This is a genomic window from Streptomyces sp. Je 1-369, from assembly GCF_026810505.1.
Classification (GTDB): domain Bacteria; phylum Actinomycetota; class Actinomycetes; order Streptomycetales; family Streptomycetaceae; genus Streptomyces.
The window spans coordinates 3,960,303-3,977,555 of the sequence record NZ_CP101750.1 but is presented as its reverse complement, the minus strand read 5'-3'; the positions used below and the strand labels follow the sequence as shown (position 1 = coordinate 3,977,555).

Genomic DNA, 17,253 nt, shown 5'->3' with positions numbered 1-17,253 from the left:
GATCACTCGGGACCCGCGTGACGCGCCTCGCGCTCCGCGGGACCCCTTCTCCACCTGGGGAAACACATGCGCATCCGTGCCACCGTGGCCGCACTGTCCGGCACCCTGGCCCTTTCCGCACTCGCCGTTCCGGCCGCGACGGCCGTCGACGGCCCGAGCACCCCGAAGCCCGCCGCCTCCGTCGCCAAGGCCACCAAGGCCGCGGGCGTCGCCAACGTCGGCCGCACCAAGATCACCAAGATCACCGTCAACGGTGGCAAGGACGTCGTGCTGGGCACGACCGAGAAGAAGAAGTTCACCGTCGCCGTCACCGCGACGGACCCGGAGGGCATCGTCGCGGGCAGCGCGTTCCTCTGGCACGGCCCCGACAAGGACCACGCCGACGGCATCATCACGCCCGATGACTTCGTGGGCAAGTGCGTGGTCGTGAACGCGACCACCTCGACCTGCACCGTCACCGTCGTCGCCGATCCGAAGATCGACCTCTTCTCGAACAACGCGGCCGGCGGCGGCTGGAAGGCCTTCGCCACCGTGAGCGCCGGCGGCACGGGCGAGGCCACCGTCGAGGGAGCCAAGACGGGCCTCCGCGTCCAGCGCGCCGCCAAGCTCACCACCAACGCCTCCCCGGAGCCCATCAAGAAGGGCAAGACCCTCACGGTCACCGGCGCCCTGGCCCGCGCCAACTGGGAGACCTCCAAGTACGCGGGCTACACCAAGCAGTCCGTGAAGCTGCAGTACAAGAAGAAGGGTGCCAGCAGCTACACCACCCTCAAGACGATCAAGTCCGACACCAAGGGCAACCTGAAGACCACGGTGAAGGCCTCGGCCGACGGCTACTTCCGTTACGTCTTCGCCGGTACGTCGACGACCCCGTCCGTGACGTCGGCCGCCGACTTCGTCGACGTGCGATAAGACCGCACCACACCCCTACGCCGGAAAGCGGCGGTCCACCCAGCGGTAGACGACCTCGATGACCAGTGAGGCCACCGCCGCTATCGCGACCGCCGCCCACGGCATGGTCGTGCCCACCAGCTTCAGCTGGAAGAAGTCCTGGAGCCAGGGCACGGTCAGTACGAGCAGGAAGCCGAGACCCATCGCGCCGATCAGGCCGATCCGCCACCACGTGTAGGGGCGGGCGATGATGGCGAGGACCCACATGGCGATCAGGAACAGCGCCAGGGTGGCCGCGCTGGTCTCGGCTTCTCGCGCGCCCGCGCCGTCGTAGTGGTGCCGGGCCAGCAGATACGTCACGAACGTGGCGACACCCGCGACGACGCCGCCAGGGATCGCGTACCGCATGACCCTGCGGACGAAGTGCGGTTTCGCGCGCTCCTTGTTGGGGGCCAGCGCGAGGAAGAACGCGGGGACGCCGATCGTCAGCGTGGAGAGCAGCGTCAGGTGGCGGGGCAGGAAGATGTACTCGACCTGCGAGCAGACGACGAGCAGCGCGATGATCACCGAGTAGACGGTCTTCACCAGGAACAGCGTGGCGACGCGCGTGATGTTGCCGATGACGCGGCGGCCCTCGGCGACGACGGACGGCAACGTCGCGAAGCTGTTGTTGAGGAGCACGATCTGCGCGACCGCTCGGGTCGCCTCCGAGCCCGAGCCCATCGAGACGCCGATGTCGGCGTCCTTGAGGGCCAGGACGTCGTTCACGCCGTCGCCCGTCATCGCGACGGTGTGGCCGCGTGACTGGAGGGCGCCCACCATGTCGCGCTTCTGCTGCGGGGTGACGCGGCCGAAGACGGAGTTGTCGTCGAGGGCCCGCCCCATCTCGTCCTGCTCGGTGGGCAGCTTGCGCGCGTCCACGGTGTTCTCGGCGCCGGGCAGGCCGAGCTTGCCCGCGACGGCGCTCACCGAGACGGCGTTGTCGCCGGAGATGACCTTCGCGGAGACGTCCTGCTCCTCGAAGTAGCGCAGGGTGTCTGCGGCGTCGGGCCGCAGCCGCTGTTCCAGGACGACCAGGGCCGTCGCCTTCGTGCCGGACGCCACGCCGGGGGCGTCCAGGTCCTTGTCCGCGCGGGCCAGGAGCAGCACGCGCAGGCCCTGCTTGTTGAGGTCCTCGATCTCGGTGAGTGACGGGTCGCCGTCGGGCAGCAGTACGTCGGGGGCGCCGAGCAGCCACGTCGACGTGGTGCCGTCGCCCTCGCTGAACGAGGCGCCGCTGTACTTGCGGGCGGAGGAAAAGGGCAGCGACTCCGTGCAGCGCCACTCCTCGCTGTCGGGGTAGGCGTCGATGATCGCCTGGAGCGACGCGTTGGGTCGCGGGTCGGATTCGCCGAGGGCGCCGAGGACCCTGCGTACGTACGCCTCGTCGGCACCGCCCAGCGGGCGCAGCTCCGTGACGTCCATGCCGCCCTCGGTGAGGGTGCCGGTCTTGTCGAGGCAGACCGTGTCGACGCGGGCGAGGCCCTCGATCGCGGGGAGCTCCTGCACCAGGCACTGCTGGCGGCCGAGCCGGATGACGCCGATCGCGAAGGCCACGGAGGTGAGGAGGACGAGCCCCTCCGGGATCATGGGGACGATCCCGCCGACCGTGTAGGCGATGGACTCCTTGAAGTTGTCGTCCTTGACGACGAGCTGGGAGATGACCAGGCCGATGGAGGTCGGCACCATCAGCCACGTCACGTACTTGAGGATCGTGGAGATGCCGGTGCGCAGCTCGGAGTGGACGAGGGTGAAGCGGCTGGCCTCCTCGGCGAGCTGGGCCGCGTACGCCTCGCGGCCGACCTTGGTGGCGGTGAAGGCGCCGCCGCCCGCGACCACGAAGGAGCCCGACATCATCTTGTCGCCGGGCTTCTTGATGACGGGGTCGGCCTCACCGGTGAGGAGCGACTCGTCGACCTCCAGGCTGTCGGTCTCGACGGCCTCGCCGTCCACGGGGATCTTGTCGCCGGGCCCGAGCTCCACGAGGTCGCCGAGGACGATCTCGGAGGCGGAGATCTCGGCGGCCCGTCCGTCGCGGCGCACGGTGGGTTTGGCCTCGCCGATGACGGCGAGGCTGTCCAGCGTCTTCTTGGCGCGCCACTCCTGGATGATGCCGATGCCGGTGTTGGCGACGATCACGAAGCCGAAGAGGCTGTCCTGGATCGGTGCGACGAACAGCATGATCACCCAGAGCACGCCGATGATCGCGTTGAAGCGGGTGAAGACGTTGGCCCGGACGATCTCGCCGAGCGAGCGTGAGCTCCGTACCGGTACGTCGTTGACTTCGCCGCGCGCGACCCGCTCGGCCACTTCCGCGGCGGTCAGGCCGGTGGCCCGCCCTTTGGGGGGCGGCACCGGGTGGACCGGGTCGAGCTCGGCGCCCGCGTCGATATGCGTCATGCATTCGACGGTAAGGGGGGTCTTGCGGCTTCACCCCTTGAATGCCCCAAAGATCCGACCAGGGTAGGACGTGACCCGTCCCATAGTTGTACGGACCGTCGGGGGGTTACTGCGGCTGTGTGACCTTCGACCTCTTGATCGCCGCGTCGCGCTTGCGTACGTACCAGATGCCGATGAGGCCGAGGCCCGCGCCGGCCAGGCAGGTCCACACCCACCAGGTCGCGTCGCGGTCGTCGAACCAGCCGTAGAACGGCAGCTGGACGAGGAAGAGGACGAACCAGAGGATCGTGCCACCGGTGATGGTGGAGACCACGGGGCCCTCCAGGGGCTCCGGCGCCTCGTGCTTGGGGGTCCACTTCGCCATGCGTACAGCTTACGAGGCGGGGCCGTCGGCTCGTACACGTGTTGCCCACTGCCCGTACACGCGTTGCCCCGTAGGGGTCTACGCGCGGAGATAGCGATTTCTGCTTCATGTATTCATACTGAAACAGCTCGTTAATGGCCGATTGCTTTCGTATGAAGGTACAAGTTCGCGAAGCTCGGCACTTCCCCTTCTTCATTCACAGGTCATGAGGTTCTCCATGTCTTCCTCGGCCAGCGCTCCGGTCGATGCCCGTAAAGAGCCGCCGAAGGCCCCGCAGAACGGCCTCGACGCGTTCTTCAAGATCTCGGAGCGCGGCTCGACCCTCGCCAGGGAAGTCCGCGGCGGCTTCGCCACCTTCTTCGCGATGGCCTACATCGTCGTGCTGAACCCGATCATCCTGGGCAGCGCGAAGGACATGTACGGGCATCAGCTCGACAACAAGCAGCTCGTCACCGCGACCGTGCTGACCGCCGCCTTCACCACGCTCCTCATGGGCGTCATCGGCAACGTGCCCATCGCGCTCGCCGCGGGCCTCGGCGTCAACACCGTCGTCGCCCTCCAGCTCGCGCCCCGCATGTCGTGGCCCGACGCCATGGGCATGGTCGTCCTCGCGGGCTTCGTCGTGATGCTGCTCGTCGCGACCGGGCTGCGGGAGCGCGTGATGAACGCCGTGCCGCTGGGCCTGCGCAAGGGCATCGCGATCGGCATCGGCCTCTTCATCATGCTGATCGGCCTCGTCGACGCCGGGTTCGTCTCGCGCATCCCGGACGCCGCGCACACCACCGTCCCGCTGCAGCTCGGCGGCGACGGGCACCTCAACGGCTGGCCCGTCCTCATCTTCGTGCTCGGCGTGCTGCTCACCCTCGCGCTCCTCGTGCGCAAGGTGCCGGGCGCGATCCTGCTCAGCATCGTCGTCATGACGGTCGTCGCGATGATCATCCACGCCGCCGCCGGGCTCGACAGCACGTCCTGGGGTCTGACCAGTCCGGAGTGGCCCGGCAACCCCGTCTCGACGCCGGACTTCGGGCTCGTCGGCCAGATCAGCCTGTTCGGCGGCTTCGAGAAGGTCGGCGTCCTGACCGGCGTCCTCTTCGTCTTCACCGTGCTGCTCTCGTGCTTCTTCGACGCGATGGGCACGATCATGGGCATCGGTGACGAGGCGAAGCTGACCGACGCCAACGGCAACATGCCCGGCATGAACAAGGTCCTCTTCGTCGACGGCATCGCCGTCGCCGCGGGCGGCGCCTCGTCCTCCTCCGCCACCACCTGCTTCGTGGAGTCCACGGCGGGCGTCGGCGAGGGCGCCCGCACGGGGTTCGCGAACGTCGTCACCGGCGGCCTCTTCGCCGTCGCGCTCTTCCTCACGCCGCTCGCCACGATGGTCCCGTCCCAGGCGGCCACGCCCGCGCTGCTCGCGGTCGGCTTCCTGATCCTGTCCGGGTCCATCGGGCAGATCGACTGGGCGGACCACACCATCGCGATCCCCGCGTTCGTGACGATGCTGATGATGCCGTTCACGTACTCGATCACGAACGGCATCGGCATGGGCTTCATCACCTTCACGGTGCTGCGGCTCGCGGCCGGGCGCGGGCGCGAGGTGCCGGTCGCGATGTACGCGGTGTCGGCGGTGTTCGCCTTCTACTACCTGATGCCCGCGCTGAACCTGACGTAGCGGCCGTCGGCGGAACGTGTCTCACGCGGCCCCGTAGAACTTCTCCGTCTCCTCGACCGACGCCTTGAAGCGTTCGTCGAAGTCGTCCCGAATGAGCGTCCGGACCACATAGTCCTGGACGCTCATTCCTCTTTTGGCCGCGTGCTGTCGGAGCCGGTCGAGCAGCTCACCGTCTATGCGCAGGCTGAGCACTGGCGATCCCATGTCCGACAGGGTCCTCGGCGGCCCCGGGCCGGTGCGTCACTTTCCGAAGTCACCTCACTCGTTCGGGTGACGAAATGGTTCGGTCTCGTACTTCTGGTAATCCAAGTGGTCTTTAGCTTGGGTAATGAGTTACGCTAACAAACATGCCGGACCTCTCCCATGGCGACAATGCCGCCGCCGTGAACGCCCTGCGCTCCGCTGTGATGCGCCTGTCCCGTCGACTCAAGCACCAGCGAGTCGACGAGTCGCTGAGCCCCACCGAGATGTCGGTGCTCGGCACCCTCGCCCGCTGCGGCTCCGCCACCCCGGGCGAGCTCGCCCGCAAGGAGCACGTGCAGCCGCCGTCGATGACCCGCATCGTGGCGCTGCTCGAGGCCAAGGGGCTGGTCCGGCTGGAGCCGCACCCCGAGGACCGCCGCCAGAAGGTGGTGACCCAGACCGAGACCGCCGAGGCCATGCTCGAAGAGAGCCGCCGCAAGCGGAACGCCTGGCTCGCCGGCCTGGCGGAGCACCTCGACGACGACGAGTGGGCGCGGCTCCGCGCCGCCGCTCCCGTACTGGAGAAGCTCGCGCACCTTTAGGGGGCTGCCCCCCCAAGCCCCGCGGCACCCCGCGGGCACTCCCGCCGCCCCGGCGGCGGGAGCCGTACGTACGCCAGGAGGCGAAGCCACTTTGAGTACGGGATCCGGAGCAGACTCCGCCCCCGCACCAACCGCCCTCGATAAGCCCGTCCGCCCCCACAAGACCTCGATGTTCAGCTCGCTGAAGATCCGCAACTACCGGCTCTTCGCGACCGGCGCGGTCGTCTCGAACACCGGTACCTGGATGGCCCGCATCACCCAGGACTGGCTGGTGCTCAGCCTCACCGGATCCTCCGCGGCCGTCGGTATCACCACGGCCATGCAGTTCCTGCCGATGCTGCTCTTCGGCCTGTACGGCGGCGTGATCGCCGACCGCTTCGCCAAGCGCAACCTGCTCTTTCTGACCCAGGGCGCGATGAGCCTCAGCGGGCTCTTCCTCGCGGCGCTGACGCTGAGCGGGCACGTTCAGGTCTGGCACGTCTACTTCGCGGCCTTCTTCACCGGCCTCGTCACCGTCGTCGACAACCCGACGCGGCAGTCCTTCGTGTCCGAGATGGTGGGACCCGACCAGGTCCGCAACGCCGTCTCGCTGAACTCCGCCAACTTCCAGTCCGCCCGCCTCATCGGCCCCGCCGTGGCGAGCGCGCTGACCGCTGCCGTGGGACCGGGCTGGGCGTTCCTCGCCAACGGCCTGTCCTTCCTCGCACCGCTCACCGGCCTGCTGCTGATGCGTACCGCCGAGCTGCACCACACCCCGCGCAAGTCGCGCGGCAAGGGGCAGCTGCGGGAAGGCCTGAACTACGTGTCGAAGAACCCCGAGCTGATCTGGCCGATCGTCCTCGTCGGCTTCATCGGCACCTTCGGCTTCAACTTCCCGATCTGGCTGAGCGCCTTCGCGGACGACATCTTCCACGGCGGCGTGGGGATGTACGGGCTGTTCAACACCCTCATGGCGATCGGCTCGCTGGCCGGTGCGCTGCTCGCGGCCCGGCGCGGCACCTCGCGGCTGCGGCTCCTCGCCGGGGCGGCCGTCGCCTTCGGCGTGCTGCAGATCGTGGCCGCGTTCGCGCCCGAGCTGTGGATGTTCGTCGCGCTGATCGTGCCGATCGGCATCCTCGGCCTGACGGTGAACGTCACCGCCAACTCCTCGGTCCAGATGGCCACGGACCCGGAGATGCGGGGCCGTGTCATGTCGCTGTTCATGATGGTCTTCACCGGCGGTACGCCGCTCGGCGGCCCGCTCTTCGGCTGGCTCGCCGACGCGTACGGCGTGCGGATCAGCATGGCCGTCGGCGGTCTCGTCTGCGCCCTCGCCGCGGCCGGTGTCGGCCTGATGCTGGCGCGCGCGGCGAACCTCCGGCTGAAGGTGGACCTCCGCCGCGGCCGCCGGCACGTGCAGTTCGTGCCGCGGGAGCGGGAGCTCGCGACGGCGGCGTAGCCGCCCGGCGGGTGTGTGGCGTGTGGGGAGGGCCCGGTCAGACGCGCTGTGCGAGTACCTGGCCGGGCCAGCTGCCGTCCGGGCCCGTGAAGGGCTCGGTGGCGGTGAAGCCGTTGCTCTCGTAGTACGCGACGAGGGCGCGGTCCTCGCCCCGGTAGCAGTCGACCCGCAGCAGCCGGACGCCCTGCCTGCGGGTCTCCTCGACGGCGTGCGCGAGCAGGGCGCGGCCCACGCCGCGGCCCGCGTGGCGGCGGTGGTCGGCGGCGAGGAGGTGGATGTACCGCTCGGGTTCGTCCGCGGCCGGGATGATGTCGCCGCCGGGCCCGTCGGTGAGCGTCACCGTGCCCGCCACCTCGCCGCCGATCTCCGCGATCCACGGTTCGCCCGTCGTCAGGTACTTCTCGACCAGGGCGACGGCCTTCGGGTTCTCCGACCACGGCTTGGTGCCCCACTGTCCCGTGCGGCCCTGCGACACGAGCCACTCCACGGCTCCGTCGAAGAGCGCGAGGACGGCGGGAACGTCGTCGGCCCCGCCCTGCCTGATCTCTATCGGCTCACTCATGCAGGGAGGCTAGCGTCACTCTCATGAGACTCTTCGCCGCGGTCCTCCCGCCGGACTCCGCGACCACCGAACTGGCCACCGCGGCGCACGCGTTGAAGGAGCTGCCCGGCGCCGACGGGCTGCGCTGGACGGCCCGCGTCAGCTGGCACTTCACTCTCGCCTTCATGGCTGAGGTCGACGACGCCACGGTCCCGGACCTCACCGCACGCCTGGAGCGGGCCGCGCACCGCACACCCCCGTTCTCCCTCGCCCTGCGCGGTGGCGGCCACTTCGGGGACCGGGCGCTGTGGGCGGGCGCCGCGGGGGACGTGGCGGCGTTGCGGCTGCTTGCCGCGCGGGCGGACGCGGCGGCGCGGAAGGCGGGCGTGCCGATGGAGGAGCACCGGCACTACCGCCCGCACCTGACGCTGGCGCGGACCCGGGGTGAGGGCGATCTCGGCCCGTACGCGGACGCGCTCGCCGCCTTCGAGGGCACCGCGTGGACGGTGCGGGAGCTGACCCTCGTACGCAGCAATCTGCCGAGCAGCGGGGTGGCGGGGGAGCGGCCCCGGTACGAGGTGGTCGGGCGCTGGGTACTGGGAGGCGGCGCGGGGGCGGCGGGCGGCGCCGGTTAACCTCGTCTGCGTGGACCCGAAAACCAGAAACCGGATCATGGCCGGTGTGCTCGTGCTGATGTTCGTCGTGGTGGCGGTGGCGGCCGCGCTCGGCGGTTAGCCGTGAGGCGGTCGGCCGTTGGGCGGTGAGCCGACGCGCGCGGCCGCCACCTTGCTTACTCCACCCGTACCCGTGCCCGTGCCCGTGCCCGCACCCTCACCCTCACCAGGCGAAGGACTCCGGTGAGGGGCCGGGGCCGGGGAAGATCTCGTCCAGTGCGTCGAGGACCTCGCCGGACAGTTCGAGCTCGACCGCGCGCAGTGCGGATTCGAGCTGCTCGGACGTGCGGGGGCCGACGATCGGCGCGGTGACGCCGGGCCGGGACAGCAGCCACGCCAGCGCGACCTCGCCGGGCTCGAGGCCGTGCTTGTCGAGCAGGTCCTCGTACGCCTGGACGCGCGCCCGGACCTCCGGCTTCGCGAGGTCGGCGGCGGCGCGGCCGCCGGTGCGGCGCGAGCCCTCGCCCTCCTTCTTCAGCACGCCCCCGAGCAGTCCGCCGTGCAGCGGCGACCACGGGATGACGCCGAGGCCGTAGTCCCGCGAGGCGGGGAGGACCTCCATCTCGGCGTCGCGGGCGGCGAGGTTGTAGAGGCACTGCTCGCTGACGAGGCCGTAGCCGCCGAGGCGCCGGGCGGTCTCGTTGGCCTGGGCGATCTTGTAGCCGGGGAAGTTGGAGGAGCCCACGTAGAGGATCTTGCCCTGCTTGACGAGGACGTCGACGGCCTGCCAGATCTCCTCGAACGGTGTCAGCCGGTCGATGTGGTGGAACTGGTAGAGATCGATGTGGTCGGTCTGCAGCCGCCTGAGGCTCGCGTCGACGGCGCGGCGGATGCTGAGCGCGGAGAGCCGGTCGTGGTTGGGCCAGGGCTCTTCCCCGTGCGGGGCCATGTCGCCGTACACCTTGGTGGCCAGCACGACCTTGTCGCGGCGGCCGCCTCCTTGTGTGAACCAGGTGCCGAGTATCTCCTCGGTACGGCCCTTGCCGACGCTCTGGCCGTAGGTGTTGGCGGTGTCGAAGAAGTTGACGCCCGCGTCGAGCGCGGCGTCCATGAGCGTGTGGCTGTCGGGTTCGTTGGTGAGCGGCCCGAAGTTCATGGTCCCGAGCGTGAGCCGGCTGACCTTGAGCCCTGTACGTCCCAGCTGCGTGTACTTCATGGGAGTCCAGCCAACGGGGTGGAGTGGGCTCCAGGCAAGGGGGTTACGGCGGTCCGGGGCGGGGCCGGGTCAGTCGCGGGGGAAGTCGTCGGTCTGGAGGACGAGGTCCACGGCGGTGCCGCGTCGTCGGCCATCTCGATCCTGTCGGTCATCACATCTACGACGGTCGTCGTAACGATACGCACGGTGACAAGGTCACGTCCGGTCACGAGCCGCCCAGCCACCCCGCCGCGTCGAGGCGGAACGCGTCCGGCGGTACGACCGCGCGGAGGGACGACTCCAGGTCGGCCAGGTGGTCCGCGCCCAGGGACGCCGCCCACTCCGCGCGCAGCTCGTCGAAGACCGTCGCCGAGCGGCGGAGCGCGTCGATGCCGTGCGGGGTGAGGCGGACGAGTTTGCGGCGGGCGTCGGCGGGGTCTTCGGTGCGGGCCGCGTAGCCGAGGGTGATGAGGCGGTCGACCGTCTTGCCCGCCGCCTGCTTGGAGACGCCGAGGCGGCGTCCGACCTCGCTGGCGGTGGCACCGTCCGGCCCGATCGCCTGCATGGCGAAGCCGTGGGCGGGGCGCACGTCGGGGTGGCCCTGGCGGGCGAGTTCGGCGTGGAGGCGGTCGATGAGGGTGCGGAAACCGGCGAAGAGGAGGAGGGGGAGCTCGTATCCCGGCCGGTCCGCGGTCCCCTTCCCGTCGGTCCCCTTCCCGTCGGTCCTCTTTCCGTCGCTCCCCTTGTCCGTTCCGACAACCTGGTTTACCTTCTTTTCGTCAACCATGTTGTCGATTTTAGGGGGTACTCGTGTTCACCGCGCACACACTGGAGACCGCACCGTCCGACTCCCGCCCCGCGATGGAGCGCACCGCCGCCGCCTTCGGGCAGGTGCCGGACGCCGTCGCGCGGCTCGCCGAGTCGCCCGAACTCCTCAACGGGTTCCTTGAGATGACCGCCGCCTTCGACCGGACGACCCTCGACCCCGTCGCCCGCGAGGTCGTCATCATGACCGTCGCCGCCCGCAACGAGTGTCACATCTGCGTCACCCTGCACACCGGCAAGCTGCGCAAGCTGGGCGCGGGGGCGGAGCTGGTGGCCGCCCTGCGCGAGCAGCGGCCCCTCGGCGACGAACGCCTGGAGGCCGTACGGGAGTTCACGCTCGCCGTCCTCGCGACGGCGGGCGGCGTCCCGGACGACGACCTCAAGGCGTTCCTCGCCCACGGTCACACCGAACGCAACGCCCTCGAAGTCGTCCTCGGCATCGGTACGTACACGATGTCGACGCTCGCGAACCGGCTGACGCGGGCGGCTTGACCGTCCATCGCCCGCGATGCGCGTCAACTCCATTGCGTCTGTAGTGACTTGACTGACAATGAGCCCATGGATGTCGTTGCTGAAGCGGTGCGCGTGGTGGCCGGGTTCGCCGGTGGTGCGGCGGGGGCCGTGGGGGCCGAGGTGGGGCAGAGCGTCTCCGACCTCGTGCGGCGGCGCGTCGGGGCCGAGCCGTCCGGGCAGGCCGCGCTGGCCGTCGTGGACGAGCGGCCGCGGGACCCGGAGGCGCTGGCCGCGCTGACGGCGGCCGTACGGGAGCGGGTCGCCGCGGACCCGGAGTTCGCCGCCGGACTCGCGCAGGCGTTGGCGCAGGCGCTCGCGGGCCCGCCTCCGGCCGTGCCGCCGCCACCGCCGTCCGATCCGCCACCGCAGTCCGAACCGGCACCCCCGCCCGACCCGCCGCGGCAGTACACGGGCAGCATCGTGATCGACGGCGGCGCGAAGGTGCGGGGCAGCACGCTGTCGCTGGGACCCGTGACCTTCAGCAACACCCCGGCCGGGCGCACGGCGCTCGTCGCGTGCCTGGCCGTCCTCGCCGCCCTCGTGGTCCTCGCCGTCTACGGCGGCACGAAGGCGTTCGACGGTGACGACTCGGCGGGCGGGGGCGGGGTGGCGGCCTCCGGGGTGGACGCGGGCGACGCCGCGGTGGGCGGCGCGGGGGACGGGTCGGGCAGCGGGTCCGGCAGCGGGTCCGGCAGTGCTGCGGGTGAGGGCGGCAAGGGCGGCGGGGACTGGAAGCCCGAGGCGCTCGCCGATGCCGACGCGGTCGTGCGGGTGCTGCCCGACGCGACCAGTCTGGCGTCGGGCTGGACGATGAGCAGTCCGCCCGCCGCTGAGGTCTCCTCGCAGGACGACGGCTCGACGTACGAGGGCAGGGCCGAGTACCTGCCGAGCTACGGCATGGACACCGAGTTCCGGGTCCTCGCGTACCCGAGTGTGGGCAAGGCCTCCGACGCCTTCCGCGCGCGGAGCCGGGAGGCGGCCGAGGAGGGTGCGCGGCGGATGACGATGCCGGCGGTCGGCGACGAACTCATCGCGTTCTCCCTGTCCGAGAGCCGCGGCGGGGGGTACGTCACCGAGACCACCAACCACACGATGGTCCGCACCGGCACCGTGATCACCTTCGTCAGCGGCAAGGACACGGAGAGCCGCCACTACGACAGCGACGACCTGCAGTTCGTCACCCGGCTGATGTCCGAACGGGCTCGGAGCGAGCAGTCGGGCTGAGGTCCTCCGCGCTCCGGGCCCGGTAGCGGCCGGGGGTCGTGCCGAACGCCCGCGTGAAGGCGTGGGAGAGGGCGTACGGGGAGCTGTAGCCGACCTGCCGGGCCACCGAGTCCAGGGAGGCCGTCGAGTCGCGCAGGAGGAGGGCCGCGCGGGACATGCGCCACCAGGTGAGGTACGCCATGGGGGCGCGGCCCACGAGGGTCGTGAAGCGGCGGGCGAGCGTGGCGCGCGAGACGCCCGTGCGGGCCGCCAGTACCTCGTTGGTCCACGGTGCTTCGGGGGCCTCGTGGAGGTGGCGCAGGGCGCGTGCGACGACCGGGTCGCTGAGTGCGGCGGGCCAGCGGGCCATGGAGTGGGAGTCGGCCTGGGAGGCCTCCAGCCAGGCGCGCACCATGTAGACCAGGAGCAGGTCGAGGAGGCCGGCCACGGCCACGTCGGCGCCGCAGCGGGACGCGCCCGCCTCCCTGCCGAGCAGGTCGATCGCGGCCTGCAGCTCGGGGTGGTGACCGGGGCGGCGGGGCAGGTGGACGATGTCGGGGATCTCGTCGAGCAGCGGGTGCGCCTGGCCGCGGTCCAGGTGGTACTTGCCGCAGAGCATCTCGACCGCGGGCCCGGGGGAGCCGCCGGGCGCGTGGTCGTGCGTCACCGGCAGGGCGTGCTTCTCCAGCCAGAGGTCGAAGGGCGTCGCCCGCTCCACCGCTCGTCCGTCGGCGGGCGAGTCCGCGAGGATGTGCCCCGAGCCGCGCGGCAGCAGCACCACATCACCCGCCGCGAGCACGAACGGGGCGCCGCCGTCGTCGGGCAGCAGCCAGCAACTCCCCTCCAGGAGTACGCGGAAGCCGAGTCCGTCGTACGAGGGGATCCTGGCGCACCACGAGCCCGACGCCCTGATCCGGTTGGAGACCGGCTGTCCGACCCGTGCCGCCGAGATCGCATCACTGACCACGTCCATGCCGGGAGCCTAATGCGTGAGACGTACGCGTATCCGGTTGAGGTGGGCGGGCATTGAGACACTCGCGCCGCCCTCCATAGGTTGAGTCCATGAGCGAACCGAGTGAACTGAGTGCGCAGACAGTCGTGTTGGGCGACGTCGAGGTCAGCCGGGTGGTGGAGGTCGCGAGGTTCCCGCTCGCGGCGGAGGTCATCGCGCCCGAGGTGCCCGATGAGGTGTGGCGCGGCAACGAGGAGTGGCTCGCGCCCGACCACTGGGACCCGGGCAGCGGCGACGCCCTCGCGGTCATCCAGACCTGGGTGCTCAGGAGCGAGGGCGGGACCGTCCTCGTCGACACGGGCATCGGCAACGGCAGGGAGCGGCCCGGGGTGCCCGCCTTCGAGGGCCTGGACACGGACTACCTGGACCGGCTCGCCGCGGTGGGCGTGCGCCCCGAGGACGTCGACGTCGTCGTCAACACGCACCTCCACGGTGACCACATCGGATGGAACACGCGCAACGTGGGCGGCAGTTGGGTGCCCACCTTCCCCAACGCCACCTACCTCGTTCCGGCCGCCGACCACGCCTTCTACGGCCCCGGGCGCGGGGACGCCGTCCGCGCGGACCACAGGTACGGCTTCGCGGACAGCATCGCCCCCGTCGTCGACGCCGGTCAGGCCGTGCTGTGGGAGGGCACGCACCGCATCGACTCCCACCTCACCCTGGAGTCCGCGCCCGGCCACACCCCCGGCTCGTCCGTGCTGCGGCTGAAGTCCGGCACCGACCGCGCGGTCTTCGCCGGTGACCTCCTGCACGTACCGGTGCAGATCCTCGAACCGTGCTGCAGCAGCGCCTTCTGCGAGGACCCGAAGGAGGCGGCCGCCTCGCGCGTCCGGGTCCTCGGGCGGGCCGCCGACGAGGGCGAGCTGGTGATTCCGGCGCACTTCGCCGGGCCGGGCGCCGTGGAAGTGCGCCGCGAGGGGCAGAAGTTCGCGATCAGCCGGTGGGTGTGATCAGCCGGTGGGTGTGATCACACGGTGGGTGTGAGGAGCGAGGCACGGTCGTAGGGGCCACCGATGTCCCACGCCTGGGACAGCGCGTCGGCGAAGGCCGCCGCCAGCCTGTGTTCACCGCTCGCGTTCGGGTGCGTGCCGTCGTACGTGTCGACGTGGATGTCGTACGACGGCGGGCGCGAGGCCAGCAGGAGCGGGGAGCGGGGCGTGTCCAGGTCCGTGGCCGCCTTCGCGAGGAGTTCGTTGAAGCGGGTGACCTCGGCGGCGAACGGGGCGTCCGATTCGGCGCGGATGTTCGGTATGACGGGGAGCAGGACCATCCGCACGTGCGGGTTGGCCGAGCGGGCCGCCGTGACGAAGGCGCGGACGTTGTCGGCGGTTTGCTCCGCGTTCGTGTAGAAGCCGAGGTCGATGAGGCCGAGGGAGACGAGCAGGACGTCGGCGGGGTCGCGGGTGAGCGCGCCGGCGATCTGCGGCGCCAGGTGCAGCCAGCCCTCGCCCCAGCCCGCGAGGTGGTTGCGGGGGAAGTCCGGGGACGTGGCGGGGTGGTGGTCGTGGGAGACCGGCTCTCCCGTCGCCTTGTCGTGGAGCGCCGTGCGCGGGCCGACCACGGCGACGCCCTCGGGGCCGAGGGTGCCGCGCAGGTGCTGCCACATCCGGAAGCGCCAGGTGTGTTCCCCGGCGCTTCCGATGGTCATCGAGTCGCCGACGAACATGAACCTGAGCATCCGCTCATCATCCCGGATGAGGGCGGTCGGCTGCGATGTGAGGCTGCGCACGCTCGCGGGCGGGGGGAGGCTCGCGGGCAGGGGGAGGGAGGACCGGGGGGAGGGAGGACCCGGGCTAGTGGCACGCTTGGCCCATGCGTTCGCTTCGGGCTTTTCCGTGTGCTCCGTCTGTTCCGTCTGTCCTCGCCGGTATCGGCGCCGCGCTGGTGCTCACCGTGGCCGCCGCCGTGCCCGCCGCGGCCGACGACCACGACGGGTTCACGATCGAGGACCCGCGCATCGTCGAGTCCAGCGGCCTCGCCGCGTCCCGCGCCCACCCGGGCGTCTACTGGACGCACAACGACCAGGACAAGGGCGCCTTCCTGTACGCGGTCGACTCGAAGACGGGGAAGACCGTCGCCACCGTGACGATGACCGGCGTGGGCGCGCCGCGCGACGTCGAGGCGATCTCGGTCGGCGGCGACGGCAACATCTACGTCGGCGACATCGGCGACAACCTCAACGGCACCTGGTCGAACGTCTGGGTCTACAAGCTCCCCGAGCCGAAGACCCTGAAGGACCAGACGGTCCGCGCCACGCAGTACGTCGTGAAGTACGCCGACGGGGCGCGGGACGCGGAGGCGCTGATGGTGCACCCGAAGACCGGCCGGATCTACATCGTGAGCAAGAACGAGGACGGCGGCGGCCTCTACGAGGGCCCGGAGCGGATGTCCGCGTCGAGCACGAACGTCTTCAAGCGGATCTCCGAGATCGACCTGTGGGTGACCGACGGTGCCTTCTCGCCCGACGGTGAACAGCTCGCGGTGCGCGGGTACTTCGGCGGCATCCGGTACGCGTGGCAGGGCGCCGGTCGGAAGCCGCAGCGCAAGGGCCGCCTGAGCGTGCCGTTGCAGCGGCAGGGCGAGTCGGTGACGTACACGCTCGACGGGACCACGCTGATGTACGGCACCGAGGGCGAGCAGAGCGAGGTCAAGCCCGTCGAGGCGCCGGGCGGCGGGTCGGGGGGCGACTCCGACGGATCGTCGGGCGGCGGTGCGGGGTCCGGCGACGGGGGCGGGGACTCCGGGGCCGAGGGAGGCCTCAAGACGGGCGCGATCGTCGTCGGGGCGGTGCTGCTCGCCGTGTTCGGCTGGAAGCGGCTGGGGAGGCGGGGCGGCCGTCACGGGTAGCGGTACCGGGCCAGGGGCGAGGCCAGGGCCAGACCCTCAGCTTTCGGCCCGGCGCCGGGCCACCAGGGCGTCCAGGCCGTCCAGGAGGCGCTGCAGACCGAACTCGAAGTGGTCGAAGTCCGGGCCGAACGAGTCGTCGGTGAGGTGGGCGAGGGTCGGGTAGCGGCCGCTCTTCATGATGCGTTCGAGGGTCGGGGCCTGGGCTTCCCAGAAGTCCTGCTCCGACAGGCCGCTCCTGGTCACGGCCTCCATCTCGTGCACCTGGGTGCGGGCGACCCCGGTGACGTACCCCTCTGTCATGACGATCACTCCGATCAGCTCGGGGTCGGTCAGCCCCATCGGCTTGATGCGGGACAGCACGCGGTCGAGGCCGCCGACGGCGCCGGGGCCGAGGACCGGGCGGGCCTGGTTGACGTGGAGCAGCCAGGGGTGGCGGCGGTAGAGGACGAGGGTCTCGCGTGCGAACGCCTCGACGCCCTCGCGCCACCCGCCGGTGAAGGGCTCGTCGTCCTCCGGCGGTGTGTTGACGCGGTCCAGCATCAGATCGACGAGGTCGCCTTTGCCGGGGACGTACCGGTAGAGGGACATCGTGCCGGTGCCGAGTTCCGTGGACAGGCGCCGCATGCTGACGGCCGCGAGCCCCTCGGCGTCCGCGAGTCGCACCGCCTCGGTGACGATCCGGTCCAGCGTGAGCCCCGGCTTGGGGCCCCGGGCCGGCCGGCCGCCCTCGCCCCAGAGCAGCTCCAGGCTGCGGGTGATGTCGCTGCCGGTGCGCCGGTCGTCGCCGCCGTTCGTGCTCGTCATGGGGCTCAGCCTAATCGCAGACACCGAAACTGGGTACGGCGTACGCGCAAAACTGGGTACGGTGTACTCTCAATTGAGTACGGCGTACCCAGATGGTGTGCGCCGGA

The 17,253-nt window shown here is 70.8% G+C and carries 18 protein-coding genes; 9 read left to right on the top strand and 9 right to left on the bottom strand.

All coding sequences use genetic code 11. From position 1 onward, the window contains the following. Positions 1-66: 66 nt before the first annotated feature. Positions 67-912, top strand: coding sequence for a calcium-binding protein (locus NOO62_RS17985; protein ID WP_268771910.1), 846 nt, complete (start codon positions 67-69; stop codon positions 910-912). Between the two features lie 15 nt (positions 913-927). Here the strand turns inward: NOO62_RS17985 and NOO62_RS17980 are convergent, their stop codons facing one another. After that, positions 928-3,330, bottom strand: a complete 2,403-nt coding sequence (locus tag NOO62_RS17980; RefSeq protein ID WP_268771909.1) for an HAD-IC family P-type ATPase — start codon at positions 3,328-3,330, stop codon at positions 928-930. 106 nt (positions 3,331-3,436) lie between these two features. Then, complete coding sequence (locus NOO62_RS17975; RefSeq protein ID WP_055568429.1) at positions 3,437-3,694, bottom strand: DUF2530 domain-containing protein; 258 nt, start codon at positions 3,692-3,694, stop codon at positions 3,437-3,439. 217 nt (positions 3,695-3,911) lie between these two features. Here NOO62_RS17975 and NOO62_RS17970 point away from each other — a divergent pair, with 217 nt between their 5' ends. Beyond that, positions 3,912-5,366 (top strand): NCS2 family permease, encoded by a 1,455-nt coding sequence (locus NOO62_RS17970; protein WP_268771908.1) that lies wholly within the window; start codon positions 3,912-3,914, stop codon positions 5,364-5,366. Between the two features lie 21 nt (positions 5,367-5,387). On the opposite strand, the gene NOO62_RS17965 is transcribed toward NOO62_RS17970, so the two are convergent. Continuing rightward, entirely contained in the window at positions 5,388-5,570 is a 183-nt protein-coding gene (locus NOO62_RS17965) for a ribbon-helix-helix protein, CopG family (protein ID WP_079075028.1), read from the bottom strand. Between the two features lie 143 nt (positions 5,571-5,713). On the opposite strand from NOO62_RS17965, the gene NOO62_RS17960 reads away from it, so the two are divergent. Both NOO62_RS17960 and NOO62_RS17955 read left to right on the top strand, forming a co-directional pair. Continuing rightward, positions 5,714-6,151: a MarR family winged helix-turn-helix transcriptional regulator gene (locus NOO62_RS17960; protein WP_268771907.1), complete on the top strand. Its 438-nt coding sequence runs from the start codon at positions 5,714-5,716 to the stop codon at positions 6,149-6,151. 91 nt (positions 6,152-6,242) lie between these two features. Next, a complete protein-coding gene (locus NOO62_RS17955) occupies positions 6,243-7,589 on the top strand; it encodes an MFS transporter (protein WP_268771906.1) in 1,347 nt (448 codons plus the stop codon). A gap of 37 nt (positions 7,590-7,626) precedes the next feature. On the opposite strand, the gene NOO62_RS17950 is transcribed toward NOO62_RS17955, so the two are convergent. Further along, positions 7,627-8,151 (bottom strand): GNAT family N-acetyltransferase, encoded by a 525-nt coding sequence (locus NOO62_RS17950; protein WP_268771905.1) that lies wholly within the window; start codon positions 8,149-8,151, stop codon positions 7,627-7,629. A 23-nt stretch (positions 8,152-8,174) separates the two neighbouring features. Here NOO62_RS17950 and thpR point away from each other — a divergent pair, with 23 nt between their 5' ends. After that, positions 8,175-8,765 (top strand): RNA 2',3'-cyclic phosphodiesterase, encoded by a 591-nt coding sequence (gene thpR / locus NOO62_RS17945; protein ID WP_268771904.1) that lies wholly within the window; start codon positions 8,175-8,177, stop codon positions 8,763-8,765. Positions 8,766-8,967: 202 nt separating this feature from the next. On the opposite strand, the gene NOO62_RS17940 is transcribed toward thpR, so the two are convergent. Then, positions 8,968-9,960, bottom strand: a complete 993-nt coding sequence (locus NOO62_RS17940; protein ID WP_268771902.1) for an aldo/keto reductase — start codon at positions 9,958-9,960, stop codon at positions 8,968-8,970. A gap of 205 nt (positions 9,961-10,165) precedes the next feature. Next, complete coding sequence (locus NOO62_RS17935; RefSeq protein WP_268771901.1) at positions 10,166-10,726, bottom strand: MarR family winged helix-turn-helix transcriptional regulator; 561 nt, start codon at positions 10,724-10,726, stop codon at positions 10,166-10,168. Between the two features lie 23 nt (positions 10,727-10,749). On the opposite strand from NOO62_RS17935, the gene NOO62_RS17930 reads away from it, so the two are divergent. Together NOO62_RS17930 and NOO62_RS17925 are read left to right on the top strand one after the other, a co-directional pair. Next, on the top strand, positions 10,750-11,256 hold the full coding sequence (locus tag NOO62_RS17930) for a carboxymuconolactone decarboxylase family protein (protein ID WP_414930847.1): 507 nt from the start codon (positions 10,750-10,752) through the stop codon (positions 11,254-11,256). Between the two features lie 66 nt (positions 11,257-11,322). Next, entirely contained in the window at positions 11,323-12,501 is a 1,179-nt protein-coding gene (locus NOO62_RS17925; protein WP_268771900.1) for a hypothetical protein, read from the top strand. Here NOO62_RS17925 and NOO62_RS17920 read toward each other — a convergent pair. Continuing rightward, positions 12,455-13,453 carry an AraC family transcriptional regulator gene (locus NOO62_RS17920; RefSeq protein ID WP_268771899.1) on the bottom strand — a complete coding sequence of 333 codons (999 nt, stop codon included), beginning with the start codon at positions 13,451-13,453 and terminating at the stop codon, positions 12,455-12,457. The two genes, NOO62_RS17925 and NOO62_RS17920, sit on opposite strands and share 47 nt — an antisense overlap. A gap of 89 nt (positions 13,454-13,542) precedes the next feature. On the opposite strand from NOO62_RS17920, the gene NOO62_RS17915 reads away from it, so the two are divergent. Then, on the top strand, positions 13,543-14,445 hold the full coding sequence (locus NOO62_RS17915; RefSeq protein WP_268771898.1) for an MBL fold metallo-hydrolase: 903 nt from the start codon (positions 13,543-13,545) through the stop codon (positions 14,443-14,445). A 17-nt stretch (positions 14,446-14,462) separates the two neighbouring features. On the opposite strand, the gene NOO62_RS17910 is transcribed toward NOO62_RS17915, so the two are convergent. Then, the gene (locus NOO62_RS17910) at positions 14,463-15,173 is read right to left on the bottom strand and encodes a GDSL-type esterase/lipase family protein (protein ID WP_268771897.1); all 711 of its coding nucleotides are present in this window, start codon (positions 15,171-15,173) and stop codon (positions 14,463-14,465) included. A gap of 134 nt (positions 15,174-15,307) precedes the next feature. On the opposite strand from NOO62_RS17910, the gene NOO62_RS17905 reads away from it, so the two are divergent. Then, complete coding sequence (locus NOO62_RS17905; protein ID WP_268771896.1) at positions 15,308-16,342, top strand: WD40 repeat domain-containing protein; 1,035 nt, start codon at positions 15,308-15,310, stop codon at positions 16,340-16,342. A 36-nt stretch (positions 16,343-16,378) separates the two neighbouring features. Here NOO62_RS17905 and NOO62_RS17900 read toward each other — a convergent pair whose 3' ends face one another. Next, a complete protein-coding gene (locus NOO62_RS17900) occupies positions 16,379-17,146 on the bottom strand; it encodes a TetR/AcrR family transcriptional regulator (RefSeq protein ID WP_268771895.1) in 768 nt (255 codons plus the stop codon). Positions 17,147-17,253 lie beyond the last annotated feature (107 nt).